General features: G+C 69.9%; 19 protein-coding genes and 1 pseudogene. 15 read left to right on the top strand and 5 right to left on the bottom strand.

The window, feature by feature from the left end:
- Nucleotides 1–127: 127 nt before the first annotated feature.
- From ACN6LB_RS22120 to ACN6LB_RS22095, 6 genes are all read left to right on the top strand, one after another.
- Nucleotides 128–1,510 (top strand): MFS transporter, encoded by a 1,383-nt coding sequence (locus ACN6LB_RS22120; RefSeq protein WP_445027426.1) that lies wholly within the window; start codon nt 128–130, stop codon nt 1,508–1,510.
- A 101-nt stretch (nt 1,511–1,611) separates the two neighbouring features.
- Nucleotides 1,612–2,994 carry a flavin monoamine oxidase family protein gene (locus ACN6LB_RS22115; RefSeq protein WP_445027425.1) on the top strand — a complete coding sequence of 461 codons (1,383 nt, stop codon included), beginning with the start codon at nt 1,612–1,614 and terminating at the stop codon, nt 2,992–2,994.
- Nucleotides 2,995–3,045: 51 nt separating this feature from the next.
- Nucleotides 3,046–3,945: a 4-hydroxy-tetrahydrodipicolinate synthase gene (gene dapA / locus ACN6LB_RS22110; RefSeq protein ID WP_445027424.1), complete on the top strand. Its 900-nt coding sequence runs from the start codon at nt 3,046–3,048 to the stop codon at nt 3,943–3,945.
- A 27-nt stretch (nt 3,946–3,972) separates the two neighbouring features.
- On the top strand, nt 3,973–4,251 hold the full coding sequence (locus ACN6LB_RS22105) for a hypothetical protein (protein ID WP_445027478.1): 279 nt from the start codon (nt 3,973–3,975) through the stop codon (nt 4,249–4,251).
- A complete protein-coding gene (locus ACN6LB_RS22100) occupies nt 4,248–5,759 on the top strand; it encodes an aminobutyraldehyde dehydrogenase (protein ID WP_445027423.1) in 1,512 nt (503 codons plus the stop codon). The genes ACN6LB_RS22105 and ACN6LB_RS22100 overlap by 4 nt, the downstream gene beginning before the upstream one ends.
- A 47-nt stretch (nt 5,760–5,806) precedes the next feature.
- Entirely contained in the window at nt 5,807–5,950 is a 144-nt protein-coding gene (locus tag ACN6LB_RS22095) for a hypothetical protein (protein ID WP_445027422.1), read from the top strand.
- Nucleotides 5,951–6,375: 425 nt separating this feature from the next.
- Here the strand turns inward: ACN6LB_RS22095 and ACN6LB_RS22090 are convergent.
- Nucleotides 6,376–6,667: pseudogene (locus ACN6LB_RS22090) on the bottom strand (alkene reductase); the annotation flags it as partial.
- Nucleotides 6,668–6,789: 122 nt separating this feature from the next.
- Here ACN6LB_RS22090 and ACN6LB_RS22085 point away from each other — a divergent pair.
- Both ACN6LB_RS22085 and ACN6LB_RS22080 read left to right on the top strand, forming a co-directional pair.
- A complete protein-coding gene (locus ACN6LB_RS22085; RefSeq protein WP_445027421.1) occupies nt 6,790–7,512 on the top strand; it encodes a peptidylprolyl isomerase in 723 nt (240 codons plus the stop codon).
- Nucleotides 7,513–8,003: 491 nt separating this feature from the next.
- Complete coding sequence (locus ACN6LB_RS22080) at nt 8,004–10,094, top strand: SpoIIE family protein phosphatase (RefSeq protein ID WP_445027420.1); 2,091 nt, start codon at nt 8,004–8,006, stop codon at nt 10,092–10,094.
- 149 nt (nt 10,095–10,243) lie between these two features.
- On the opposite strand, the gene ACN6LB_RS22075 is transcribed toward ACN6LB_RS22080, so the two are convergent.
- The 4 genes from ACN6LB_RS22075 to ACN6LB_RS22060 all read right to left on the bottom strand — a co-directional run bounded on the left by ACN6LB_RS22075 (nt 10,244) and on the right by ACN6LB_RS22060 (nt 14,711).
- Nucleotides 10,244–11,398, bottom strand: coding sequence for an amidase domain-containing protein (locus ACN6LB_RS22075; protein ID WP_445027419.1), 1,155 nt, complete (start codon nt 11,396–11,398; stop codon nt 10,244–10,246).
- Nucleotides 11,399–11,518: 120 nt separating this feature from the next.
- Nucleotides 11,519–12,541: a TolB-like translocation protein gene (locus ACN6LB_RS22070; RefSeq protein ID WP_445027418.1), complete on the bottom strand. Its 1,023-nt coding sequence runs from the start codon at nt 12,539–12,541 to the stop codon at nt 11,519–11,521.
- Between the two features lie 23 nt (nt 12,542–12,564).
- Nucleotides 12,565–13,836 carry an MFS transporter gene (locus tag ACN6LB_RS22065; RefSeq protein ID WP_445027417.1) on the bottom strand — a complete coding sequence of 424 codons (1,272 nt, stop codon included), beginning with the start codon at nt 13,834–13,836 and terminating at the stop codon, nt 12,565–12,567.
- Between the two features lie 26 nt (nt 13,837–13,862).
- Nucleotides 13,863–14,711, bottom strand: a complete 849-nt coding sequence (locus ACN6LB_RS22060; RefSeq protein ID WP_445027416.1) for a glycosyltransferase — start codon at nt 14,709–14,711, stop codon at nt 13,863–13,865.
- A gap of 460 nt (nt 14,712–15,171) precedes the next feature.
- Between ACN6LB_RS22060 and ACN6LB_RS22055 the strand changes: the two genes are divergently transcribed.
- The 7 genes from ACN6LB_RS22055 to ACN6LB_RS22025 all read left to right on the top strand — a co-directional run bounded on the left by ACN6LB_RS22055 (nt 15,172) and on the right by ACN6LB_RS22025 (nt 25,203).
- Nucleotides 15,172–16,491, top strand: a complete 1,320-nt coding sequence (locus ACN6LB_RS22055; protein ID WP_445027415.1) for a sugar transferase — start codon at nt 15,172–15,174, stop codon at nt 16,489–16,491.
- Nucleotides 16,492–16,514: 23 nt separating this feature from the next.
- Complete coding sequence (locus ACN6LB_RS22050) at nt 16,515–17,570, top strand: Gfo/Idh/MocA family protein (RefSeq protein ID WP_445027414.1); 1,056 nt, start codon at nt 16,515–16,517, stop codon at nt 17,568–17,570.
- A gap of 29 nt (nt 17,571–17,599) precedes the next feature.
- Nucleotides 17,600–18,598 carry an NAD-dependent epimerase/dehydratase family protein gene (locus ACN6LB_RS22045; protein WP_445027413.1) on the top strand — a complete coding sequence of 333 codons (999 nt, stop codon included), beginning with the start codon at nt 17,600–17,602 and terminating at the stop codon, nt 18,596–18,598.
- Nucleotides 18,595–19,734 carry a DegT/DnrJ/EryC1/StrS family aminotransferase gene (locus ACN6LB_RS22040; RefSeq protein ID WP_356134547.1) on the top strand — a complete coding sequence of 380 codons (1,140 nt, stop codon included), beginning with the start codon at nt 18,595–18,597 and terminating at the stop codon, nt 19,732–19,734. The genes ACN6LB_RS22045 and ACN6LB_RS22040 overlap by 4 nt, the downstream gene beginning before the upstream one ends.
- Complete coding sequence (locus ACN6LB_RS22035) at nt 19,731–20,420, top strand: acetyltransferase (protein WP_445027412.1); 690 nt, start codon at nt 19,731–19,733, stop codon at nt 20,418–20,420. The genes ACN6LB_RS22040 and ACN6LB_RS22035 overlap by 4 nt, the downstream gene beginning before the upstream one ends.
- Nucleotides 20,417–21,535 (top strand): DegT/DnrJ/EryC1/StrS family aminotransferase, encoded by a 1,119-nt coding sequence (locus ACN6LB_RS22030; RefSeq protein WP_445027411.1) that lies wholly within the window; start codon nt 20,417–20,419, stop codon nt 21,533–21,535. Before ACN6LB_RS22035 ends, ACN6LB_RS22030 begins: the two co-directional genes overlap by 4 nt.
- A gap of 68 nt (nt 21,536–21,603) precedes the next feature.
- Nucleotides 21,604–25,203 (top strand): DUF4082 domain-containing protein, encoded by a 3,600-nt coding sequence (locus ACN6LB_RS22025; protein WP_445027410.1) that lies wholly within the window; start codon nt 21,604–21,606, stop codon nt 25,201–25,203.
- Nucleotides 25,204–25,257: the final 54 nt, after the last annotated feature.

Raw genomic sequence — 25,257 nt, 5'->3', positions numbered from 1 at the left:
CCGGTCGACCGGCTTGCACCGGAGCATCAGGACCGGGCGTCTGCCACGAATCCTCAAGACATCAACACCGACGTGGCCCGGACCTACCCTGTAAGGGCATGCCCGGGAACCGCTCCCGGAGGCTGTGATGACCGTGAACGCAGGACCGAACTCAGGAAATCGGCTGGATGACGCGCCCCTGTCGCGCTTCCACAAGAAACTCGCGCTGTACTCCTCCGGGGGCCCGTTTCTCGACGGCTACGTCCTGAGCATCATCGGCGTCGCCATGGTGCAGATCTCCGACCGGCAGAACCTGTCCGACTCCGCGCAGGGTCTCATCGGCGCGTCCGCGCTCATCGGCATCTTCCTCGGCGCGTTCGTGGGCGGCCGGCTCACGGACCGCTTCGGCCGACAGCTCCTCTACACCATCGACCTGATCGCCATCATCGTCTGTTCCCTCGCCCAGTTCTGGGCCGACGATCCGGTGTGGCTGTTCGTGCTGCGGCTGCTGATCGGCGTGGCGGTCGGCGCGGACTACCCCATCGCCACCTCGCTGCTGGCCGAGTTCACCCCGCGCCGCTACCGCGGTCCGCTGCTGGGCGGACTGGTCGTCATGTGGTTCGTCGGCGCGGCCGCGGCGTACATCGTCGGCGAGATCATGCTGTCCTCGCTCGGCGACGACGCCTGGCGGTGGATGCTCGCCAGCGCCACCCTGCCCGCCACGATCATCGTCCTTCTGCGTCACGGCACCCCCGAGTCCCCGCGCTGGCTGGCCAACAAGGGCCGCACCGAAGAGGCCGAGGCCGTGCTGAAGAAGGTCTACGGCCCCGACGTGACCATCGCCGACCTGTCGGACGAGGCGGAAGAGCGCGAGAACGTCGACCTCAAGGCGATCCTGCGCACGGGCTACGGCGGGCGGATGCTCTACATCTCGGTCTTCTGGACCTGCTCCATCGTGCCGCTGTTCGCCATCTACGCCTTCGGCCCCAAGATTCTCGACGCGCTCCAGCTCAAGGGCGGGCTCGCCAACATCGGCGAGGCCATGATCACCGTGATGTTCCTCCTCGGCTGTGTCGTCGCCCTGTTCTGTGTGAACCGCATGGGCCGGCGCCCTCTGGTCATCCACAGCTTCGTCTGGTCGGGCCTGGCCCTGTTGCTCCTCGGGATCTTCCCGGACGCGCCGTCCGGCGTGATCATGACCCTGTTCGCCCTGTACGCCATCATCATCGGCGGCACCCAGATCCTGCAGTGGGTCTACCCCAACGAACTCTTCCCCACCGAGGTACGTGGCTCCGCCGTCGGCCTGGCCTCGTCCGCCAGCCGTATCGGCGCAGCCGTCGGCACCTACCTCGTTCCCATGGCCCTGACCGGCTGGGGAGTCGGCGGCACCATGCTCGCGGCCGCCGCCATCAACGCCGTCGGCGCCGTCGTCTCCGTCCTGTGGGCGCCCGAGACCCGCGGCATGGCCCTCCACGAGGCCGCCGCGCTGAAGCCCCGGCCCCAACCCGCGGTCCGCCCCGCGAACATCTGACCTGCCGACCGGGCCCCACTGGTGGAGGCCCGGCGCCCTGGCCGCACGACCAAGAACTTCGTGCACGCATTCCTCACCCGTGAACCCGCAGGAGGGTACCGATGAAAGATGTAGTGATCGTGGGAGGCGGCATCGCGGGCCTGTCCGCGGGCTGGCGACTGCGGCACTGGGACACGCTCCTGCTCGAGTCGGAGGGACGGGTCGGCGGACGTATCCGATCGGAGCGCCGCGGACCGTACTGGCTCAACTGGGGCGGGCATGTGTACGCCGGCGGGAACTCGGCGACGTCGTGGCTGCTGAACAACACCGGCGTCGACTCGGTACCGGTGCCCGGCTCGCTGGCCGGACTGTCGATGAACGGCAAGCTGCTGCTCAAGGGTCGCGTGGAGAGCTATCCGTTCCGCATCCCGATGCCGATGTCGGCACGGGTGGGCATGGTCAAGGCGGGCGCCAAGGTCGCCCTGCACGTGGCCCGCTACGCCCGCATCGTGCAGCTGCGCAAGGGCGAGACCGAGGCCCAACGCCAGCAGCGGGTCTACGACTTCATGAACGACCGCTCCTTCAAGGACTTCATCGGCGACCTGCCCGAGGACGCCGAGGCCCTGTTCAAGCCCACCGTGACCCGCTCCGCCGCCGATATCGACCAGCTCTCCGCCGGCGCGGGCGTGGGTTACTTCAGCCTGGTGTGGAACATCGGCGCCGGCCTCTCGCAGAGCATCCTCGGGGGGCCGTCCACCCTCACCGAGAGCATTGCCGCGGCACTGGGTGACCGGGTGCGGCTGAACGCGAGCGTCGACGAGATCGTCCAGAAGAACGGCTCGGTCGTCGTCCGTTACCGCCAGGACGGCGTCGAGCAGGAGGTCGAGGCCCGCTGCGTGGTCCTGGCCACCCCGGCGACCGTCACCCACCGGATCGCCGTCGACCTCGACCCCGCCGTCCGCGAAGCCCTGTCGAAGATCGTCTACGGCCCCTATGTGAGCGCGGCGTTCCTCAGCGACGAGACCGAGCGCCAGGTCTGGGACGACGCCTACGGCATCGCGACGCCGAAGCGCTCCTTCAATGTCGCGCTGAACATGTCGAACGTCGTGCACGGGTACGAGCGGGAACGCACCCCCGGCAGCAGCATCATGACCTTCTCACCGGGCAGCCTGGCACGGGAACTGCTGGAGCACGACGACGACAAGATCCGCCGGATCTACCTGGACGACCTGGACCAGGTGCTGCCCGGTTTCGCCGACAACGTCGTCGAGGCGGAGATCCAGCGCTGGCCGACCGGTGCGCCGTACTGCTTCCCCGGCCGCGGCAAGCTGCAGCAGACGCTGACCCGACGCACCGGCCGCGTCCTTCTGGCCGGTGACTACCTCGGCACCCTTTACACCGAGACCGCGATCCAGAGCGGCCTGTCCGCCGCGCACGAAGCGCGGAGCCTGCTGGCCACCGAACGGCAGACCGCAGGCCGTGACCTGACCCCGATGGCTTCGTAAGTCCACCCCCGCCTGTTCACCATGCGCAGCTTCCCCCGAGGAGATTCAACAATGTCGTCACAGCTCAGCGGTGTCCTGACCGCCCTCGCCACACCGTTCGCACCGGACGGAGAGATCGACGAGAAGACGCTGCGCCGCCTGGTCGACCGCAGCATCGTCGGCGGGGTCGACGGCGTCGTCGCCTGTGGATCCACCGGTGAGTTCGCGGCCATGAGCGGCGCGGAGCGGCGCCACCTCGTCGAGACCGTCATCGACCAGACGGCCGGACGCGTGCCGGTCGTCGCGCAGACCGGTGCGCTGAGCACCAGGGAGGCGGTCGAACTCTCCCGCCATGCCGAGGCCGCCGGAGCTTCGGTGCTGATGGTGGTCGCCCCGTACTACGAGCCGCTCACGCGCGAAGAGACCCTGCGCTACCTGCGCACGGTGGCCGACGCCGTCGACATCCCGATCATGCTCTACAACCTGCCCGGGGCCACCGGCGTCAACCTCTCGCCGGACACCGTCGGACAGCTCGCCCGCGAGGTCGAGAACATCCAGTACATCAAGGACACCAGCGCCGACATGGCCCAGGCGGGTCAGCTGATCCACCGTCACGGCGACGTCATCTCCACCTTCGTCGGCTGGGACAGTCTCCTCCTCACGGCGATCTCCGAGGGCGCCGCCGGCGTCATGGCGGGGACCGCGAACGTGATGGCCGCCGAACTCGTCTCCATCCACCGGGCGTTGCGCTCCGGCGACCTCGACCGCGCGCGGGCCGAGTGGGCGCGGATCTACCCTCTGATGGACGCGATCATGTCCGCCCCGTTCATCCCGGCGGTCAAGGCCGCCCTGGACGCGGTCGGGTTCCCGGTCGGAGGCCCGCGTGAGCCGGTGCTCGGACTCGACGCCGCCACCACCGCCACGATCTCCTCCCTCGTCCAGACGCTCTCCCAGCCGTCCGAGTCCCACTGACCGACCGCCCGGCAGAACTGCGGTCCGCTGCTTGCCGCCAGTGCGCGAGCCGAGAGGGCGGAGCCGGCCGTCGTCGAACTCGGCCATGTCCTGACCGGCGACGCCGGCGGCCGCTACAGCGACGACGACGTGGTGACGTACCTCAGCGCCGGCCTCGGCGTCCAGGACGCGGCGGCCGCGTGGAGCGTCTACCAGCGGGCCGAAGCACACGACGTCGGCCGCGGTCTCGGACCCACCCATCCCGACCCCGCCCCCTCACATTCCGGCTGTTCCACACGGCCCTTCTCAGGGAGTCACTGCTCATGACCACTTCCACCGGCCCCACGACAGCCACGGTTCGACGCGCGGCGGACGCACCCCCTCTGATCACCACGGCCGACCTTCCTCCGGCCCGGCATTTCGTCGACGGGAAGTTCCTCGACGGATCGCCCGAGCGCCTCATCGACGTCGTCGACCCGAGCACGGAGAACGTCATCGCCCAGGTCCCCGAGGGCACCGCCGAGGACGTCGACCGAGCGGTCGCCGCCGCCGCCCGGGCCAAGGACCAGTGGGCACGGCTGGTCCCCAAGGCCCGCTCGGAGGTGCTGCACGCCATCGCCGACCGGGTGGCCGAGAACACCGAGATGCTGGCCAGGCTGGAATCGGCGAACACCGGAAAGCCGTTCGCGGTGTCGCGGGACGACGTCGGCATGACCGTCGACACCTTCCGCTTCATGGCCGGTGCGGTGCGCGCGACCACCTCCATGGCCGCCGGTGACTACGCCGAGGACCATCTGTCGGTCATCCTGCGCGAACCGCTCGGCGTGATCGGCGTGGTCACCCCGTGGAACTACCCGCTGCTCATGGCGGCCTGGAAGATCGCGCCCATCCTCGCCGCCGGCAACACCCTGGTCCTCAAGCCGTCCGAGCAGACCCCGCTGACCACCCTGAAGTTCGCCGAACTCGTCGCCGATCTCCTGCCGCCCGGCGTTCTCAACGTCGTCAACGGGTACGGCCCGGTGGTCGGTGCCCGGCTCGCCGAGCACCCGGACGTGAACATGATCGCCCTGACCGGATCGGTGCCCAGCGGTCGAGCCGTCGCCCGGGCCGCCGCCGACACCCTCAAGCGGGTGCACCTCGAACTCGGCGGCAAGGCCCCGGTCGTGATCTTCCAGGACTCCGATCTTGCGGCTGCCGCGTCGTCCCTGCGCGTGGCGAGCTTCTGGAACTCCGGCCAGGAGTGCGGGGCCGCCTGCCGCGTCCTCGTCCACGAATCGGTCGCCGAGCAGTTCGTCGAGCATCTCGTCGGCGAGGTCGGAGCCCTGGTCGTCGGTGAACCGAGCGCCGGCGATGACGTCGAGGTCGGCCCCATGGTCTCGAAGGCCCACTTCGAGCGTGTCACCGGGTACTTGGAGCGAGCGCAGAGCGAAGGCCTCCGCGTGGCTGTGGGAGGCGGGGCACTCGACGGGCCGGGTTACTTCGTGGCCCCGACCGTGCTGGTCGACGTACCCGAGGGGGCCGAAGCCGCCCGCGAGGAGATCTTCGGCCCCGTGGTCACGGTCGAGACCTTCACCGACGAGGACGAAGCGGTACGGCGCGCCAACGATGTCCCCCTCGGCCTGTCGGCTTCGGTGTGGACCGAGAACGCCCGCCGTAGTCACGACGTCGCCGCCCGCCTCGACTTCGGAACCGTCTGGGTCAACTCCCATCTCGTGCTGGCCGGCGAAGTCCCCTGGGGCGGGTTCAAGGGATCCGGCTACGGCCGGGACCTGTCGATCTACGCGCTCGACGACTACTCGCGCACCAAGCACGTCATGCACAACCACGGGCGCTGATCGCGTCGTTCCCCTGGAGGTGCGGAGTGTCCCTGACCGAGCCCCTGATGAGTCCGTTCGTCCGCAAGAACCTGACCCTGCGCAACCACATCGTCAGCACATCCCACGAACCGGCCTACAGCGAGGACGGTCCGCCCAAGACCGCTACCGCGCGTTCCACGTCGAGAAGGCCCGTGGCGGCGTCGGATTGACCATGATTGGAGTGCAGCGCCCTGGTCAGCCGTGACAGCGCACCCGTACGGCCCCGAGCTGCCCAAAAAGGTCCGTGACGGTCGCACGGACCGGCTCCGTCCCTGTGCCGGCGCCAACATGTGCATCGACGGCATCAACGGCTCCGGCACGGCGTTCTGCATGCACAACCCGTCCACCGGTCGCGAGCTCGAGGTTCCGCGGCGGATCGATCGCGCCGACACGACCAAGCGCGTGGCGGTGGTCGGAGCCGGCGCCGAGGTGGGCGGACAGCTGTTGCCGGCCTCAACGGCTCCTCGCCGTCGCGATCTCCGCGGAATCATCGTCCGGAGGACCGACGAGTTCGCCCGCCTGGGCGCTCCGATCTCGTTGAACGCCTACGTCGAGGGAAGGACACTTGTCCTGCGAATGGTGATCTTGGTTGAGGTCATGCGCTGTTGGCGGGCAGTGCCTGGTAGCCGGTGTAGCCGTGGTGGTCGCCGCCGTAGAAGGTGGACGGGCCGGGGGTGTTGTAGGTGCCGTCGGCTGCGAGGCGGGCGGGCGGGCAGGTCGGGGTTGGCCAGGAACAGCGCGCCGAAGGCGATGATGTCTGCGGTGCCGTCCTCGATGTGGGCGAGAGCGCCGGGGCCGGTGAGCTCGGTGTGGGTGAAGGGGTTGAGGATGAACGCCGTCGGCCAGTCCTTGCGCAGCCGGGTGGTCAGGTCGCGGTCGGGGCTTTCCTGAGGCCGCGGGCCGAAGGCTGCTGAGGCGGATGTGGCTTGGAGGGAGGGTTCCCGCCCTCCAGGTCCGGCCCTAGACTGCGACCGCTCCGAAACTGGTGATCTTCGGGAGGGTGTGCAGGATGAACCGAGCACTCATGGCCGTACTGGCGGCAGTGGCGTTGGTCGCGTCCGGGGGCGGCACCGCCTCCGCTTCCGATGCCCCGCCGCGAACCACGCATGGCCCCTGCCAGTACACCCAGACCCCGGACGAGCCGGCGGCGCGGCCGGTTCCACTGCCGCCCGACCCGCGACACACCCCCAGTCACGGCGCGGTCGACATGGCTGTCCCGACCAGCCAGGGCCCGCTCCCGCTGCGCCTGGACCGGGCGAAGGCGCCGTGCACGGTCCAGAGCTTCGTGCACCTGGCGCAGCACCGCTTTTACGACCGTACGGTGTGCCATCGGCTGACGGCGTATCCGACGCTGAAGGTCCTGCAGTGCGGCGACCCGACCGGCACCGGCGAGGGTGGGCCGGGATACAAGTACAAGGACGAGCTGCCGGTGGACCTGCCGCCGGCACCGAGTGACCCGACCGGCGTCCGTCGCCTCTACGGGCGCGGCCTGCTGGCGATGGCCAACGCCGGGCCGAACACGAACGGTTCGCAGTTCTTCGTCGTCTACGGCGACTCCGCGCTGCGACCGAACTACACGGTGTTCGGCACGGTCGGCGCCACCGGTCTGGAGTCGCTCGACAAGATCGCCGCCGGCGGTATCGAGCCAACTGCGGAGGACCCGGCACCTGTCGACGGCACGCCCGTGCTGCGGACCGAGCTGCGCAGCGTCCGGCCGTCCTGCCGGCCTTGACGAACTGTGGCGCGGTCAGCGCGGTCCAGCTACGTGACTGACCGTGCCACGGAGGACGAAGCGATCGCCGAAACCACGCCCGGGCTGGCTGTACCTCGGCCTGCTCGAAGCCCACACGCTGCCCAGGCCAGACCCCGCGGTACATGGGGCATGGGTTTCAGCGCGTCGGGCGTCGGGTGCCGTTCCGGAGCAGCCGACGAACTCGCCGCCCGTGACACCGGCCGACGCGGCGGCCCCGAACCCGAGGCCGTCGCACTCGCCACCTCCGGACGTGCCCTCCCCGAAGTTCGACCTTCACACCTACGACGCCACCACGCTGGTCCCGAGGGCAGCATCATCGTCACCACGCCGGACAAAGGCCGACGGCGGCGGTCCCGGCTTCGTGCAGTCGCAAATGCGGTGGTGCGGCCGATGCCGTAGGTGTCGGCCGGCCCGGTGGGGTACCTCGGGGCTCGGTTGTTGCACTGTGAGTGCCGGAGCACACTGAGTTCATGGAGCCCGCGCGTGAGGACGACGGACGTGCGCTGGTGGAGCAGGCGTTTCGCCAGGCGACCTTCTCGATGTCGATGTTCGGCACAGACCAGCGTTACCTACGGCTCAACAAGGAGGCGTGCCTGGTCATGGGGGTCGGGGAGGACGAGCTGCGGGGGCTCACCTACCCCTACGGGGTTCCGTCGGACGTGGACCACCAGGGCATGCTGCAGGCACTGCGGGATGTGGCCGCGACGGGCAGGCCCACCCAGTACGAGAGCTTCACCCGGGCCCCGTCCGGCATTCGCGAGCACGCCTGGAACCTGAAGTTCTGGCCCATCCGCGACGACGCGGGTGACGTCTGCGCGGTGGGCCTGGCTGCCTTCGACAGCAGCGAGCAGCACTGGGCACGGCAGCGGCTCGCCGTGCTCGACGAGGCGGCGGTCCGCCTCGGCAGGAACCTCGATCTCACGCGCACCGCACAGGAACTCGTCGACCTGGTCGTGCCCCGCTTCGCGGACTTCGCCAGCGTTGACCTGTTCCAGTCGGTGATGGAGGGCGAGGAACCCACGTCCGAAGGCTGGTCCGACCTGGTCACACTGCGTCGCGTTGCCCACCTGTCTCTCGAGTCCGGTACCCCGGAGGCGGTGATCGAACTGGGCGGCACGGATGCCCACCCTCCGCACTCGCCGCTCGTGCAGGCGCTGCGCACCGGGGAGGCGGTGCTCAGCACCGGCGGCGACCCAGGCCTCGAACGCTGGCTGCAAAGCGTGCCGGCGCGGGCCGCGAAGCTGCGGGAAGGCAGGGCGCGGGGCCTGACCGTCACGTCCATCCTCGCGGTCCCGCTCATCGCGCGCGGCACCACGCTCGGTGTCGCAGCCCTTCTGCGCACCCGGCCGGACCCGTTCAACCAGGACGATTCAACGTTGGCCAGGGAGCTCGCCGGCCGGGCGGCCCTGTGCGTGGACAACGCGCGCCGTTACACCCGCGAGCGCACCACCGCATTGACACTGCAGCGCAGCCTGCTGCCGCGCGGTCCCGTCCGGCAGTCCGCCGTGGACGTCGCCTGCCGTTATCTGCCCTCCGACGCGCGGGCCGGCGTCGGAGGTGACTGGTTCGACATCATCCCGCTGTCCGGCGCGCGCGTCGGTCTCGTGGTCGGTGACGTGGTCGGGCACGGCATCCAGGCATCGGCGACCATGGGCAGGCTTCGTACCGCCGTCCAGACACTCGCCGACGTCGACCTTCCGCCCGACGAACTGCTGGCGCACCTGGACGACCTGGTGCTCCGGGTGACCGCCACCGACGAAATCGGCGATCGCGCCGGGGCCGACGGGGGCGGCGAGACGGGTGGTACCTGTCTGTACGCCGTCTACGACCCGGTGTCACGCACGCTCACGACCGCCAGCGCCGGGCACCCGCCGCCCGTGATCCTGGAGCCGGGCGGCGCCGCCCGCGTCCTCGACGTCAGTGCCGGTCCGGTGCTCGGCGTGGGTGGTCTGCCGTTCGAAGCGACCGAGGTCGAACTCCCGGAGGGCAGCCTGGTCGCGCTGTTCACGGACGGTCTGGTGGAGGCCGCCGATCACGACCCCGACGCCGGTATCGCACGGTTGTGCGATGCGCTGGCGGGCCCGGACACTTTGCTGGAGAGCCGATGCGACGCCGTGCTCACCACGCTGCTTCCGGAGCACCCCCGTGACGACGTGGCCTTCGTCCTCGCGCGCACCAGGGCGCTTCACGCAGGGCAGGTCAGGGTGTGGGACCTGTCCGCCGACGTCGAGCTGGTCGCCGAGACCCGTCGGCTCGCCCTGGCTCAACTGGAGGAGTGGGGCCTCGGAGAGGCCGCGTTCGTCACCGAACTCGTGGTGAGCGAACTGGTCACCAACGCGATCCGCTACGGCGCCGAGCCGATCCAGTTGCGGCTGATCCACGACCGTACGCTCATCTGCGAGGTCTCCGACGGCAACTCCACGTCACCTCACCTGCGCCGGGCCCGCATGTTCGACGAGGGCGGTCGCGGGCTGCTGCTGGTCGCCCAGCTCACCAGCAGCTGGGGCACACGGCACACGGCGACGGGCAAGACGATCTGGGCGGAGCAGGAACTGACCTGACCGGTCCGCCGTCGCACTACTGGCACCAGGTCACGGGGGTGGACCTCGCCGTGTCACTGGGCGGATGCCTGGTGGCGGCCGCCGAAGAAGACGGCCGGAAGGAGCGAGAGCCGGCCATCGAGCCCGGCTCCCGCCCCGAGGGGCACCTGTCAGGTGCGGTACGCGTAGTACGCCGCGTTCGGGTAGGAGGCGACGAGGCTCGCCACCGACCTGCGGAAGGTGTTGTTCGAGTGGTACGTCACGTAGGGCACACCGCCGCTCTTGGACGTGACGATCATCGTGTGGTCCTTGGACCCGTTCTTGTCGAAGTCCATCTGGAGGACGTCGCCGACCTCGAGCTGGAAGACGTTGGCGAGCGGCTTGGTCCGCTTGGAGTTCTGGGCGAACCAGGACCACTCGTTGACGCCGACGAAGGAGTCCGACTGGATGTCGGCGTTGCCGAACCACTTGGTGTAGTCGTACACGTAGCCGGGGACGTGCTTCCAGCCGCCCGCCTTCAGGGACTGGCTGACGAAGTTGGTGCAGTCGCCGCCGTCGGCGTGGCCGTTGTAGTTCGGATAGTCCGTGTTGTAGACGCTCCAGTACTTCTCGGCATACGCCGCCATCGCCTTGTAGTTGTAGGCGGTGCCGGTCTTCGGAACGGCGACCGGGTTGCGGGTGGTTGCCGCGCGCGGGGCGTTCGGCATGGTGTCGTCCGCGGTGGTCGCCTTGACGGACGTCGGCTTGGAAAGCGTGTTCACCGCGAGACCACCCTGGTCGGTGTCCTCGACCTTGGTGAGCTGCCAGGTGCCCTGCTCGTCGGCCTTGAAGGTCAGCTCGTGCTGGGCCTGGAAGCCGGTGGTCCTCGGTGCGCCGCCGCGGGCCTGCGCGTACGTCAGGGTGGTGGTCTCGGTGACCGCGGCCTTCGCCGTACGGCCCGTCACGCGCGTGGCGTTCAGGGTGACGGTGGTGGTGGACTTGCTGTACTTCTCGCCGGCCTTCGCCAGCTTGTCCTTGCGCCGGCCCAGCGAGGACAGGGTGGCGTCCTCGGTGCGGGCGGTGCCGGAGGACAGGCGGACGTGGCCTGAGAAGCCGCCGGCCAGCGGCTTTTCGCGATCCCCCTGCTTGCCGTCGACCAGGGCGTCCGTACGGTCGGTGAAGACCGCGTCGGCCAGCCGCTGGAAGGTGGCCTTCGTCTGCGCGTCGACGGTGGGGTCGTCGACGACGGCCGCACCGGCGCTCCAGTTGGGCAGCAGTGCCACTCCGGCGACGACGGAGGCGGCGGCTGCCCCGAGTATGGTGGCGCGGCGCCGCGTACGGCTCAATTTCCTTGACTTCACTGAAGATTCCCCTCTTCACCGGCACTGGGGACGCCGGGAAGCGCATCTTCGCACGCCCTGTGTGCGTGTTGTGAAGGGGGATGAGGTTGAGGTTTGGTTACTGCGCTACAAGGGCGCCGGGGAAGAAGCACCGGCGATCAGCCGGCGAGGGGTGCCCGTCCCGTCCGCGCGCACCGTCCACAGATCGCTGCTGCCGACCTTGCCGTCGGCGGGGAGGGCATAGGCGACGGTGCGGTTGTCCAGCCAGGTGGCCTGGTCGTCGACGCTGTGACGCTCGGCGAGCGCCGTCTCCTTGAGAGTGCCCAGGTCGAGGACGTACTCGCGCCACAGGTCGGTCCGGGACAGGACCCGCTTCTTGAAGGCGACGCGGGTTCCGTCGGGGGAGAGCGAGGGGCACTCCACGTTCTGGAGCAAGGTGGTGACCGTACGGCGGGAGAGGGAACCGCGCACCAGGTAGGTGCGGTTGGCGGTGTTGAGGGTGGCGTAGAAGGTGTCGTCGTCGGAGGCGAATGTGACGCCCCAGAAGTTGATGTCCGAGGCGTGGTAGGGCTTGCCGTCCAGGACGACGGAGAACTTCTCCAGGCTGGGCGTCAGCTTCATGGTGCGGGTGTCCAGGATCGAGGTCCGCGTGGAGAAGAAGGCGGACGCGTAGGACTCACCGGAGACGAAGACGGTCCAGGCGACGAAGCGGCCGCTGGGCGAGACCCGGGCCCGGCTGGGCGTGCCCGCGAGCGGGAAGGTGCGCCGGGTGCGGAGGTCGGCGTCCAGGAGCAGGGCACGGTTGCTCTGCTTGAGGACGCCGGGGTTGGACTGGAGGCAGACGCCCGTGCCGGCCGCCGCGTAGAAGCGCGCGCACTTCACGTCGGAGGCGGTCCGCCCGCCACCGGTGTCGGTGGACGGGACCGAGGCGACCGCGGTGCGGTGCGGGCCGGCGGCCGCGTTGAGAAACGTCAGGCGGCCCTTCTGGTCGAGCGTCAACTTGCCCGTACTGACGGCGGGTCCGCCCGGTTGCGCCTGGTTCGCCCGATCCGCGCGGGCGGCGGCGTGCAGGACGACGCCGGTCGCCAGGCCCGCGAGGAGCAGCCCCGCGGTGAGGAGTATGAGCAGGCGGCGGCGCAACGGTGTCATCCGGATCCTTGTGGCTGTGGTGGTCATCGGGTCCCGCCGGTCGGCCGCAGCACCATACCCGCGACGATCGCGCAGCACAGCAGGCCTGCCGCCGAGCCGGCCAGCGCCGGGCCGTCTCCCCACACCGTCCAGGCGGCGCCGAAGGCGAGCGAGCAGCAGAACCGGGCGAGCGCCTGGCTGGTGCCGACGATGGCGAGGCCGCTGGCGCGCAGTTGCGCGGGCACGACGTCGGCGAGGGCGGCCGGGAGTACGCCGTCGGTGGCCGCGTAGAACGTGCCGTGCAGGGCGAGCACGACGAAGGGGAGTACCGGCGTGGCCGGGGCCCACAGGAGGAGCGCGTAGCCGGTGAGCAGAGCTGCGTGCCCGGTGAGGAACACGGCGCGCCGCCCGACCCGGTCGGCCAGCGCGCCGACGGGCACGGCCAGCAGCAGGAACACCAGGGCGGTGCCCAGCGGCAGCAGCGTGAACCACTGTTCGCCGATGCCCGCGCGCCGTTGCAGGAGCAGGTAGACGAAGGCGTCGCTGACGGTGGTCAGGCCGAGCAGCGCGGCACAGCCGGCGAGCGCCCGCAGACGCGGCAGGCGCAGCAGCGCCAGTGCTTCGCGTATGCGGACGGGCTGCCTGCCGTCCGCCGCGGCCGCTTCGTCCGTCGGCGCGCCCTGCCGTTTGCCGGGTACGAACAGCACCAACACGAGCACGCCGAGAACGGCGACGCACGCGCTCACGCCGAACACGGCGTCGTAGCCGTCGGTCGCCGCGCGCAGGATGAAGAAGGCGGCCAACGGGCCGAGCATCGCGCCGGTGGTGTCCATGGCCCGGTGCACGCCGAAGGCCCGGCCCTGTCTCTCGGGAGGTGTGGACAGGGAGATCATCGCGTCGCGTGGGGCGGTGCGCAGCCCCTTGCCGGTCCGTTCCAGGGCGAGGACGGTGCCGAGCGCACCGACGCTGCTCACAAGAAGGAGCAACGGCTTGCACAGCGCGGACAGTCCGTAGCCGAGTCCGGCTATCAGCTTGTGGTTGCGCACCCGGTCGGCGAGGTGGCCGCCGGTGAGCTGGACCAGCGCGCTCACGCCGTTGTAGACGCCGTCGAGGGCGCCGAATCCCAGGGGGCTGAAGCCGAGCGTGGTGACGAAGTAGAGCGGCAGGACGGCGGTGACCATCTCCGAGGAGATGTCGGTGACCAGGCTGACCGTGCCCAGCACGAGTACGACCGGGGCGACCTTGGACGCAGATCCGCGTCTTCGGCCCTGTTCGGTGTCGGCGCCCGCGGGAGCGGAGCGGTCGGTGAGATACATGATCAAGGACTCCAGGTGCGGTGCGGTCAGTTCTGCCGACTGCTCTCGTCCCGTAGCCAGGTGCCGAAGTCCTGTGCCCGGATGGCCTTTTTGGCTCTCCGCCGTGCGACGACCGCCGCCGCGGCGAAGACCGCGACGCTTACGACGAGCCTCGGCTCCGTGCGGAGCATGGCTTTGAGATCTGCCGTGCTGGTGCGCGCCGACGCTTCTTCGGGTGACTGATGCTGTTCGACCTGCGCTGTGGACACCGCGGCCCTGATCCGGCGTTTGATCAAGTCCCGCCAGGTGCGCGGCGGGTGGACCACGACGCGGGCCGCACCGACCACGAGCCGCTCCTCGGGGGCGAAGGCCAGCGACGCGGCCAGATCGTCCGCCATCAGCGGAGGCAGCGCGGCGATCCGGGCGTGCCCGGCCTTCGACACCGCGATGACTCCCCGGCCGAACAGCCCTTCCCGTACGGCGGGCAGGCGCTGCCACACCCGATAGTAGGCACGCACCCGCCATGCGCAGGCGGCCAGCGGGATCTGCCGCTCGGGGGCGGTGGCGAGGATGCCCGAGGTGTCGTCGCCGAGGGGCTCGGTGAGCGCCCGTACGTCGGCGCCGGTGAGCAGGACGTCGGCGTCCACGTAGAGGCGAGGGAAGCCGCGCGCGTGATCGTCACCCGCCCGCAGGGCAGCGTGTTTTGAGGGCACGGGGATTTCGACGACGTGGACGCGCGGGCTGTGAGCAGCCGCGATACGCGCGGTGTCGTCCGTACAGCCGTTGCACACGACCACGATGTCGGTGTCGTCCTCGAAGGAGTCGGCCAGCAGGGAATCGAGGAGCCGGCCGATGACCTGTGCCTCGTTGTGGGCCGGGATCACGATGCTCGTCACCTGGGCAGTATGTCGTCGGTGTCACCCTTGCGAGGTGTGTTTCGTCCAAGTGTTCCCGCGACTGCGTCCCGTGGTCTAGATTGAGGTCCGCCGCACCGGTTTGGGTGGGGAACATGTTCCGAGTGCGCTTCATGTCATGGCACGTGAAAGCGGATGCGGAACAGGCAGTGCCAACATGCAGGGAGCATGAGGCGGTTGGGGAACCGCCGAGGCTCCGTCGATATCGGGTGCCACTGCGTGGAAGGCGCAGCGGCGCTGATTCAGCTCCCGGGCCACGGACTTGAGGCCGTTTGCCCGGTGTCGTTCGGTCAGGGGTAGCCGCGCATGTGGTGGGGGGCGCATGACCATTGAGGTCACGCATGAGCAACTGGCTGTGGATCACAGAAGTCCAGAGGCTCGACGAAGACGCTGGGAACAGAAGTATCGTTTAGTCCTGCTGGTCGCGGACGCCTTCGCAGCCGTGGCTGCGGCCCTGGTGATCCATGCGGTGTACGGCCGCTGGACGGTGGCCCTGGTGCTGCCCCCGACGTGGATCGGGGCCATGCTCGCCCATCGCTCCTACGACCGCAGTGCCCTGGGTCTGGGGACCGAGGAGTGTGTGCGGGTGTTGCGCGGTGCTGTCGCACTGCCGGCGCTGGCCGTAGCCGTGTACTGGTTCTTCATGCACGACTCGGGGCTCCTGCATGACATGATCATGGCGACTGCGCCGACCGTGGCGATCGCCCTGCCGGTCCGCTACGCGCTTCGCCGCCGCCTGCACAGGCGATGGGCACGAGGCCGGGACCGGAGTGCGACGCTCCTGGTCGGGCCTTCGCAGGGCATCGTGGAGCTGGTCACCGTGCTGCGCCGCGGCAGCGCACATGAACTGCAGGTCGCCGGAGTGTGCCTGAGCGATCCGCAGAACGCCACGGAGGTCCGCAAGCTGGGGCTCCCCGTCCTCGGCGGCGTCGACACCATGAACGACGTCATCCGGGCCCTCGGCATCAGCACGGTGGTGGCGCTGCCCGCGCCCGAGTTCGACGCCTCCGTCCTGCGCCGGATGTCCTGGACGGCGGCCGTGCAGGGTGTCGACTTCCTGCTGGCCCCCATGCTCACCGACGTGTCCGCCTCCCGGCTGGCGGTACGGCCCGCCAACGGGACGCCGCTGCTGCGGATACAGGCGCCGAACCTGTCCCGGATCTCCCGGCTGCCCAAGGAACTGCTGGACCGCACCCTCGCGGCACTGCTCCTGACGGTCCTCGCCCTGCCCATGCTGTGCATCGCCCTGATCGTCCGGCGGGACAGCTCCGGTCCCGCCCTGTTCAGGCAACAGCGGGTGGGCCGGTACGGCGACCACTTCACCATGCTGAAGTTCCGCACCATGCGGCAGGACTCGGAGGCGCTGCGGGCGGAACTGGAGCACCTCAACGAGAACAGCGACGGCCTGCTGTTCAAGGTGAAACACGACCCACGGATCACCAGGGTCGGCTCGCTGCTGCGCCGCTCCTCGCTCGACGAACTGCCGCAGCTGATCAACGTGATCAGCGGCCACATGTCGCTCGTCGGCCCCCGCCCCCCGCTGCCCGAAGAGGTGGAGGCGTACACGCCGGAGGTCAAACGCCGGCTGCTCGTGAAGCCCGGCCTCACCGGACTGTGGCAGGTCAGCGGTCGCTCGGACCTGCCCTGGGACGAAGCGGTCCGGCTCGATCTCGGATACGTGGACAACTGGTCGACGAGCCTCGACCTGTCCATCCTGCTGCGCACCGCGTCGGCGGTCGTGCGGGGAACAGGGGCCTACTGATGGACCAAGGGGAGAGGAACACAGTGACGCAGACCACGGAGCCCTTGGGGGTCGCGGTCGTCGGGGCCGGATACTGGGGCCCCAACCTGGTACGCAACTTCCAGGCCAGCCCGCAGTTCCGGCTGCACTGGCTGTGCGACCTCGACGTGGACCGGGCCCAGCGGGTCCTCGGCGGCTACTCGACGGTCCAGGCCACCTCGGACTACGCGGCCGTCCTCGCCGACCCGTCGGTCGCCGCCGTCGCCGTCGCCACGCCCGCCGGAACCCACCTCGACATCGCCCTGGCCGCCCTGCGCGCCGGCAAGCACGTCCTCGTGGAGAAGCCCCTCGCGGCGACGTACGCCGACGGAATGCGCCTGGTGACCGAGGCGGAGGAGCGCGGCCTCACCCTGATGTGCGACCACACCTACTGCTACACGCCGGCAGTCGGCCGCATCCGGGAGCTGGTCCGCTCCGGCGAACTCGGCGAGATCCACTTCGTCGACTCCGTCCGCATCAACCTCGGACTCGTCCAGAAGGACATCGACGTCATGTGGGACCTGGCCCCGCACGACCTGTCGATCCTGGACTTCATCCTCCCCGACAACGTCGAGCCGGTCGCCGTCGCCGCCCACGGAGCCGACCCGATCGGCGCGGGACAGGCCTGCGTGGCCTATCTGACGCTCCAGCTCAACACGGGGGCCATCGCCCACGTGCACGTCAACTGGCTCTCGCCCACCAAGGTGCGGACCACCATGGTGGGCGGCGCCAAACGCACCCTTATCTGGGACGACCTCAACCCCGCCCAGCGCGTGGCGATCTTCGACCGCGGGGTGGACCTGGCCGCGCCCCAGGAGATCGGCGCGGACGAGCGCCGGGACATGCTCATCTCGTACCGCTCCGGAGACATGGTCGCTCCCGCCATCGGCGAAAAAGAGGCCCTGCGCAGCATGGTCGACGAGTTCGCCGACGCGATCAGGGAACGCCGGGCGCCACTGACCGACGGCCGGGCGGGCCTGCGGGTGCTGGACATTCTTGAGGCGGCATCCCGGAGTCTGGAATTCCGGGGCGCGGTCGTCGGCCTGCGTGCCGGGCGTTGACCGTTCATTTCACTGAGAGGGCAAGGCAGTTGAGCAGCGTACGAGGCAAGAAGATCCTGGTCACCGGCGGAGCGGGCACCATCGGCTCCAACCTCGTCGACCTCCTGGCCGAGGGCGGCGCCCGCGAGATCGTGGTGCTCGACAACTTCGTGCGCGGGCGGCGGGCCAACCTCGCCCAGGCCCTGCCCAGCGGCGTGGTGGAGGTCGTCGAGGGCGACATCCGGGACGCCGACACCGTACGGAAGGTCACCGAGGGCGCCGACCTGGTGTTCCATCTCGCCGCGATACGCATCACCCAGTGCGCGGAGGAGCCCCGCCTCGCCAACGAGGTCCTGGTCGACGGCACCTTCAACGTGCTGGAGGCGGCGGTCGAGGCCGGGGTGGGCAAGGTGATCGCCTCCTCCTCGGCATCCGTCTACGGCATGGCCGAGACCTTCCCGACGACCGAGCGCCATCACGCGTACAACAACGACACGTTCTACGGCGCGGCAAAGGCCTTCAACGAGGGCATGTTGCGCAGCTTCCACGCCATGTACGGACTGGACTACGTGGCGCTGCGCTACTTCAACGTCTACGGCCCCCGGATGGACATCCACGGTCTCTACACCGAGGTGCTCATCCGCTGGATGGAGCGCATCGAGGCGGGCGAGCCGCCACTGATCCTCGGCGACGGCACCCAGACCATGGACTTCGTCGACGTCCGCGACATCGCCAGAGCCAACGTGCTTGCCGCGGAGTCGGATCTGACCGACGAGGTGTTCAACGTCGCGAGCGGCACGGAGAGTTCGCTGCGCGAGCTCGCCGACGGCCTGCTGGAGGCGATGGGGGCCTCGGACCTGGAGCCGGTGCACGGGCCCGCCCGCGCGGTGAACGGCGTGAGCCGGCGACTCGCGGACACCGTGCAGGCCGCCGAGCGGCTCGGCTTCACGGCGCGCATCGACCTGCGCACGGGGCTGCGGGACCTGGTGGAGTGGTGGCGTGCCGAGCGCGCCGCCGACGCCGCCGCGGCGCCGGAGGCCTCGCGATGAGCGCCGACCGCATCCCGGTGATGATCCCGTGGCTCGGCGAGGAGGAGGCCAAGGCCGCCTCCGACGCGGTGCTGTCCGGGTGGGTCGCCCAGGGCCCCCGGGTCGCCGCCTTCGAGCGGGCCTTCGCGGAGCGGGTGGGCGCCGAGCACGGCATCGCCGTCAGCTCGTGCACCACTGCCCTGCACCTGGCGCTCGTCGCGCTCGGCCTGGGGCCCGGCGACGAGGTCGTGGTGCCCTCGCTGTCCTTCATCGCCACCGCCAACGCCGTGCGTTACGTCGGCGCCGAGCCCGTGTTCGCCGACGTCGAGGCCGCCACCGGCAACCTGACCGAAGCCACCGTGGACGCGGTTCGCACCGCCCGCACCAAGGCCGTCCTCGCCGTCCACCAGGGCGGTGTGCCCGCCGATGTGCACACGCTGCGCGCCGCCTGCGCCGAGTGGGACCTTCCCCTGGTCGAGGACGCGGCCTGCGCCATCGGCTCGACCGTCGGCGGCAAGCCCGTGGGCCACGGCGCGCTGATCGCCGCCTGGTCCTTCCACCCCCGCAAGGTGGTCACCACGGGCGAGGGCGGCATGGTCACCACCGATGACGCCCAGTGGGCTGCGCGCCTGCGCCGGCTGCGCGAGCACGGAATGAACGCCTCGGCGGCGGAACGTCACGCGAGCAACAAGCCGGTCCTGGAGAGCTACCTGGAGGTCGGCTACAACTACCGGATGACCGACGTCCAGGCCGCGATCGGCCTGGTCCAGCTCGGGAAACTCGACGCGATGATCGCCCGTCGCCGCGAGCTGGCGGCCCGCTACGACACGCTGCTCAAGGACGTCCCCGGCCTCACCCCCGTACGCGACCCCGCGCACGGGCAGAGCAACTTCCAGTCCTATTGGGTGCTCCCGGACGAGGACTTTCCCGTCGGCCGTGACGACCTGTTGGCGGCGCTCGCCGAGGCCGGCGTCTCCGCCCGGCGCGGGATCATGGCCTCGCATCTCGAACCCGCCTACGCGGGCCACCCCTGCGCGCCGCTGCCCGTCACCGAGCGCATCAGCCGCGACTCGCTGATCCTGCCCCTGTTCCACACCATGACCGAGGCCCAGCAGGACCGCGTCGTGGCCGCGCTGCGCGAACAGGCCCGAAGATGAACGAACTTGTGATCATCGGCGCGGGCGGCTTCGCCCGGGAGACCGCCCAGGCCGTACAGGACGCGGGCGAGTTCAAGCTGCTCGGGCACCTCGACGACAACGCCGCCCTGCACGGCACCGAGGTGGACGGCATCCCGGTCCTCGGCGGCGGCGACCTGGTGCACGACCTGCCCGAGGCCCGCGTGGTGATCTGTGTGGGCAACCCCCGGGACTACGCGGCCCGGGCCCGGCTGGTCCGCAGGCTCGGCCTGCCCGCGGGCCGCTACGCCACCGTGATCCATCCGACGGCGGTGGTGTCGGCGACCTCCGAGGTCGGACCCGGCTCGGTCCTGCTCGCGCACTGCGCGCTGACCGCCGCCGTACGGGTGGGCGCGCACGTCGCGGTGATGCCGCACGTCGTCCTCACCCATGACGACGTCGTCGAGGACTACGCCACGATCACGTCCGGCGTCCGCCTGGGCGGGGGCGTACGGCTGGAGCGGGGCGCCTACGTGGGTTCCGGGGCCCTGCTCAGGGAGGGCACGACGATCGGCGCCTGGTCGCAGATCGGGATGGGGAGCAGTGTGCTCGGCGACGTTCCGCCGGGCGAGGTCTGGGTGGGGAGCCCGGCCCGAAGGCTGCGCGAGGCCGGGGCGCCCGCGCTCGATGAACTGTTGACGCAACAACTGGGGGGACCAGTCGCATGAACCAGATTCCGCTGGTGGACCTCAAGGCGGCGCACGCCGAGGTCGCCGACGAGGTACGGGCCGGATTCGAACGGGTCCTGGCCGACACCGCGTTCATCGGAGGCGATGAGGTCCGCCTGTTCGAGCGCGAGTACGCGGACTTCGGCGGTGTCGCGCACTGCGTGGGCGTCGCCAACGGCACCGACGCCGTCGAACTCGCCCTGCGCGCCGTCGGGGTCGGAGCCGGCGACGAGGTCGTGGTGCCCGCCAACACCTTCATCGCCACCGCGGGCGCGGTGGCGAGAACCGGTGCGCGGCCGGTCCTGGCGGACTGCCTGCCCGACAGCTACCTGCTCGACCCGCAGGCCGCCCTGGACGCGGTCGGCCCGGCCACCCGCGCGGTCGTGCCCGTACACCTCTACGGGCAGATGGCGGACGTGACGGCGCTGGCCGGCCAACTGCCCGGCCACGTAAGGGTCGTCGAGGACGCCGCGCAGTGCCAGGGCGCGACCCGCGACGGCAGGTCGCCGGGCAGTGGCCGGATCGCGGCCACCAGTTTCTACCCGGGCAAGAACCTGGGCGCCTACGGAGACGCGGGCGCGGTGCTGACCGACGACGAGGAACTGGCCGGCCTGGTGCGCGCGATCGCCAACCACGGCGGCGTCGCCAAGTACCGCCATGACGTGCCCGGGTTCAACAGCAGGCTGGACGGGCTGCAGGCCGTCGTTCTGCGGGCGAAGCTGGCGCGGCTGGCAAACGGAAATGCGGCCCGCCGGGCGGCCGCGGCCCGCTACGACACGCTGCTCGCCGACCTGACGGGCGCCGGGCGGATCGTGCTGCCGACGACGGCGGTCGGCAACGTCCACGTGTGGCACCTCTACGTCGTCCAGGTCGCCGGAGCGGACCGCGACGACATCGTGGGCAAGCTCAACGCGGAGGGCATCGGCGCGGGAGTGCACTATCCCGCCCCGGTCCACCTCACGGCGGCGTACCGCCATCTCGGCCACTCCCGGGGCGACTTCCCGAACGCCGAGAAGACGGCCGACCGGATCCTGTCGCTTCCGCTGTACCCGCAGATCACCCCCGACCAGCAGCAGCGAGTCGTCGACGCGCTCACGGACGCGCTCCGAGGCTGACCGGTCCCCGCTTCACGCACCCCCCGACTTCACCTGTCGGTCTGGCACAGCACCGCTGAGAGGTACACATGAACAGATGGAGCAGACGGCTCCGGGGCGGCCGCCTCGCCGTCGCAGCAGCGTTGATATGGGCGGTGCTGCCACAGGCCGTGCCGGCCCAGGCGGCATCGGATCCGTGCGGATCGGGCTCGAACCCGATCGTCTGCGAGAACTCCAAGGCGGGCAGCCCGAAATCCGACTGGTTCTCGCCCAACGCCTACGGTGACATCAAGGGCTTCTCCACCAAGGAGAGCGTCCAGGCCGGTGACAGCGTCCAGTTCAAGATCCAGTCGCCGGTTTCGTACAACGTGCAGATCTACCGGCTGGGCTGGTACGGCGGCGACGGCGCGCGCCAGATGTCTACCGCGGCGCAGGCGGCCGTGACCTACCCCGCCAACTACACGTCCAAGGCCGCCAGTTGCACCACCAAGGCCAGCACCGGCCTGGTCGACTGCGGCAACTGGCCCGTGACCGCGAACTGGACCGTGCCCAGCGACGCCGTGTCCGGCCTGTACATCGCGAACCTGACGCAGACGGACGGCGACGGCCTGATGTCGTACCCGTTCGTCGTCCGCAGCGACTCCAGCACCTCCGACATGGTCGTGCAGACCAGCGACCAGACCTGGCAGGCCTACAACGACTACGGCGGCCAGGACTTCTACGGCGGCACGGGACCCGCGCCGGACGCCCGGGCCTACGAGGTCAGCTACAACCGGCCGCTGGACATCGGCGGTGACAACGGCATCTACGGCTCCGAGTTCATGATGCTGTCCTGGCTGGAGCGCAACGGCTACGACGTGAGCTATCTGTCCGGCGTGGACGTTTCGTCGACCAACGGCGCGACCCTGCTGAAGAAGCACAAGGTGTACATGTCGTCCGGCCACGACGAGTACTGGACACAGAGCCAGTACTCCAACGTCCTGGCGGCGCGGAAAGCCGGCGTGCGGCAGGGCTTCTTCAGCGGCAACGAGGTCTTCTGGAAGACCCGGTTCGCCCCGAGCATCGACGGCACCAACACGGCCGATCGCACCCTGGTCTGCTACAAGATGACCAAGATGGCGTTCAACAACGGCATCGCCGACCCCAGCGGCACCTGGACCGGCACCTGGATGGATCCGACCAGCACCAACTACGGCCAGACCTACCAGCCGCCGAACATCCTCACCGGCTCCATGTTCCAGGCGAACGGCTACCGCAACGACGCGATCACCGTCCCCGGCTCGTACGGCAAGAACCGGATCTGGCGCAACACCTCCGTCGCCGGTCTCAACGCCGGCCAGACCGCGACCTTCCCGACCGGCACGCTCGGTTACGAGTGGGACAGCGACCTCGACAACAGCACCAGACCCACCGGACAGATCGACGTGTCGTCCACGACCGTGGACATCACCGACGGCACCTACCGGCTGGACTGGGGCAACCTGTACGGCAACGGCACGGCGACGCACAATCTCGTCGAGTTCCGCGACCAGGACTCCGGGGCCCTGGTGTTCGGGACCGGGACCGTGCAGTGGTCGTGGGGTCTGGCCAACGTGCCCACCTACAACCCCGATGACACGGTGGTCACCGAGGACTCCCGTATGCAGCAGGCGACGGTGAACATCCTGGCCGACATGGGGATTCAGCCGAAGTCCCTGCAGAGCAACCTCGTCGCCGCCACCGCCTCCACCGACACCACCGGCCCCACCATCCACGTGACCAGCCCGGCCTCCGGGGCCACCGTCCCGGCGCTGAAGCCGGTCAACATCACCGGCACCGCCACCGACTCCGGTGGGGGAGTGGTGGCCCGCGTGGAGGTGTCCACCGACGGCGGATCGACCTGGCAGGCCGCCAAGGGTCTTGCGTCCTGGAGCTACAGCTGGACGCCCACGAGCCCGGGCTCCGCGTCCATCAAGGTCCGCGCCGTCGACGACAGCGTCAACATCGGCGCCGTCACCACCGTCCCGCTGACCGTCGGCCCCCAGGCCTGCCCCTGCACCATCTGGCCAGCCTCGGCCGTGCCCGGCACCGTCAACGCCGGCGACGGCGGCTCGCTGGAGCTCGGCGTCAAGTTCCGCACCACGGTGGCCGGTTCGATCACCGGTGTCCGCTTCTACAAGTCGCCCGTCAACACCGGCACTCACACCGGCAGCCTGTGGTCCGCCTCCGGCACCCGCCTGGCCACCGGCACCTTCACCGGCGAGACGGCCTCCGGCTGGCAGCAGCTGAACTTCTCCACCCCGGTGACCGTCAAGGCCAACACCACCTACGTCGCCTCGTACTTCGCCCCCAACGGCGGATACTCCCACGACACCTCCTTCGCGAGCAGCGACGCCGGCCTGGCGCCACTGACGGCCCTGAAGACCGGCACCGACGGCGGCAACGGTGTCTACCACTACGGTTCGACCAGCGCCTTCCCGTCCTCGCAGGCCTCCGGCAGCAACTACTGGGTCGACGTGGTCCTGGACACCTCGACGGCCAGCACCACCCCGCCCACCGTCACCTCGACCTCCGCGACGTCCGGGGCGACCGGAACGTCGATCACGGCACCGGTGTCGGCCACCTTCAGCGCGGCCGTCGACACCGACAGCGTGACGTTCACCCTGAAGGACCCGGACGGCAACGCCGTGCCGGGGGCCGTCACCTTCCCCGCGTCGAACAAGGCGACCTTCACTCCGTCGACGGAGCTGGAGCTGAGCACGAAGTACACCGCTTCCGTCCAGGCCTCCGACGTGTGGGGCAACGCCATGGCGGACCCGGTGACCTGGTCGTTCACCACCAGTTCCACCCCGCCCGCGGTGACCTGCCCCTGCACGCTGTGGAGCTCCTCCGCCGTGCCGGCGAACACCGACATGACCGCCGACCCCAACTCCGTCGAGCTGGGCGCCAGGTTCACGTCCTCTGCGGCCGGCTGGGTCACGGGCGTCACCTTCTACAAGGGCACCGGCAACACGGGCGTCCACACCGGCAGCCTGTGGACCGACTCCGGCACACTGATCGCCGGCGGCACCTTCACCAACGAGACGGCGTCCGGCTGGCAGACGCTGACCTTCGCCACTCCGGTGGCGATCACCGCCGACACCCCGTACGTCGTGTCCTACCACGCGCCGAACGGCAACTACGCGGTGGACGGCGGCTACTTCGCCGCGGCTCACAAGTCCTATCCGCTCACGGCGACGGCCGACACCGTCACGCACCACAACGGGCTCTACAAGTACGGCTCCGACGCGGCCTTCCCCAATGGTTCCTACGGATCCGCGAACTACTGGGTCGGCCCCGTCTTCACCGCCGACAACCCGAGCGCGTCCCTGGCGACGGCCACCGCCTCGGAGGTGACCGCGTCCTCGGTGGCGCACACCGCCGACGCGGCTAGCGCCCTCGTCACGACCGTGCCGGCCAAGGCCGAGGTGTCGTCCGTGAAGGCGACCGTGACCATCCTGCGCGGCTCCAAGGACGCCAGGAAGCTCCACGTCACGGGCGTCGTCTCCTATGACCGGGCCACCCACAAGGTGTCCGTCCATCTGTCCGCCCCCTTGCCGGACGGCACCCGGTTCAAGGTCACGGTCACGGCCAAGGACAAGCACCACCACACGGTGAAGTCCCACAGCTGGACCCTGACCAGCAAGACCGTCTTCAAGAAGAAGAACTGACCCGTCCCCACACACCGTCGATGGTCCGCACCCGGCCGGGTGCGGACCATCGAC

Source organism: Streptomyces sp. SAS_270, assembly GCF_052543295.1.
This window is presented reverse-complemented; position numbering and strand designations above follow the sequence as displayed.

Excerpts from the sequence above, each read along its gene's own strand:
- ACN6LB_RS22120 (WP_445027426.1), top strand. The coding sequence starts at position 128 with ATGACCGTGAACGCAGGACCGAACTCAGGAAATCGGCTGGATGACGCG.
- ACN6LB_RS22115 (WP_445027425.1), top strand. The coding sequence starts at position 1,612 with ATGAAAGATGTAGTGATCGTGGGAGGCGGCATCGCGGGCCTGTCCGCG.
- dapA (WP_445027424.1), top strand. The coding sequence starts at position 3,046 with ATGTCGTCACAGCTCAGCGGTGTCCTGACCGCCCTCGCCACACCGTTC.
- ACN6LB_RS22100 (WP_445027423.1), top strand. The coding sequence starts at position 4,248 with ATGACCACTTCCACCGGCCCCACGACAGCCACGGTTCGACGCGCGGCG.
- ACN6LB_RS22095 (WP_445027422.1), top strand. The coding sequence starts at position 5,807 with ATGAGTCCGTTCGTCCGCAAGAACCTGACCCTGCGCAACCACATCGTC.
- ACN6LB_RS22085 (WP_445027421.1), top strand. The coding sequence starts at position 6,790 with ATGAACCGAGCACTCATGGCCGTACTGGCGGCAGTGGCGTTGGTCGCG.
- ACN6LB_RS22080 (WP_445027420.1), top strand. The coding sequence starts at position 8,004 with ATGGAGCCCGCGCGTGAGGACGACGGACGTGCGCTGGTGGAGCAGGCG.
- ACN6LB_RS22070 (WP_445027418.1), bottom strand. The coding sequence starts at position 12,541 with ATGACACCGTTGCGCCGCCGCCTGCTCATACTCCTCACCGCGGGGCTG.
- ACN6LB_RS22065 (WP_445027417.1), bottom strand. The coding sequence starts at position 13,836 with ATGTATCTCACCGACCGCTCCGCTCCCGCGGGCGCCGACACCGAACAG.
- ACN6LB_RS22040 (WP_356134547.1), top strand. The coding sequence starts at position 18,595 with ATGAGCGCCGACCGCATCCCGGTGATGATCCCGTGGCTCGGCGAGGAG.
- ACN6LB_RS22035 (WP_445027412.1), top strand. The coding sequence starts at position 19,731 with ATGAACGAACTTGTGATCATCGGCGCGGGCGGCTTCGCCCGGGAGACC.
- ACN6LB_RS22030 (WP_445027411.1), top strand. The coding sequence starts at position 20,417 with ATGAACCAGATTCCGCTGGTGGACCTCAAGGCGGCGCACGCCGAGGTC.
- ACN6LB_RS22025 (WP_445027410.1), top strand. The coding sequence starts at position 21,604 with ATGAACAGATGGAGCAGACGGCTCCGGGGCGGCCGCCTCGCCGTCGCA.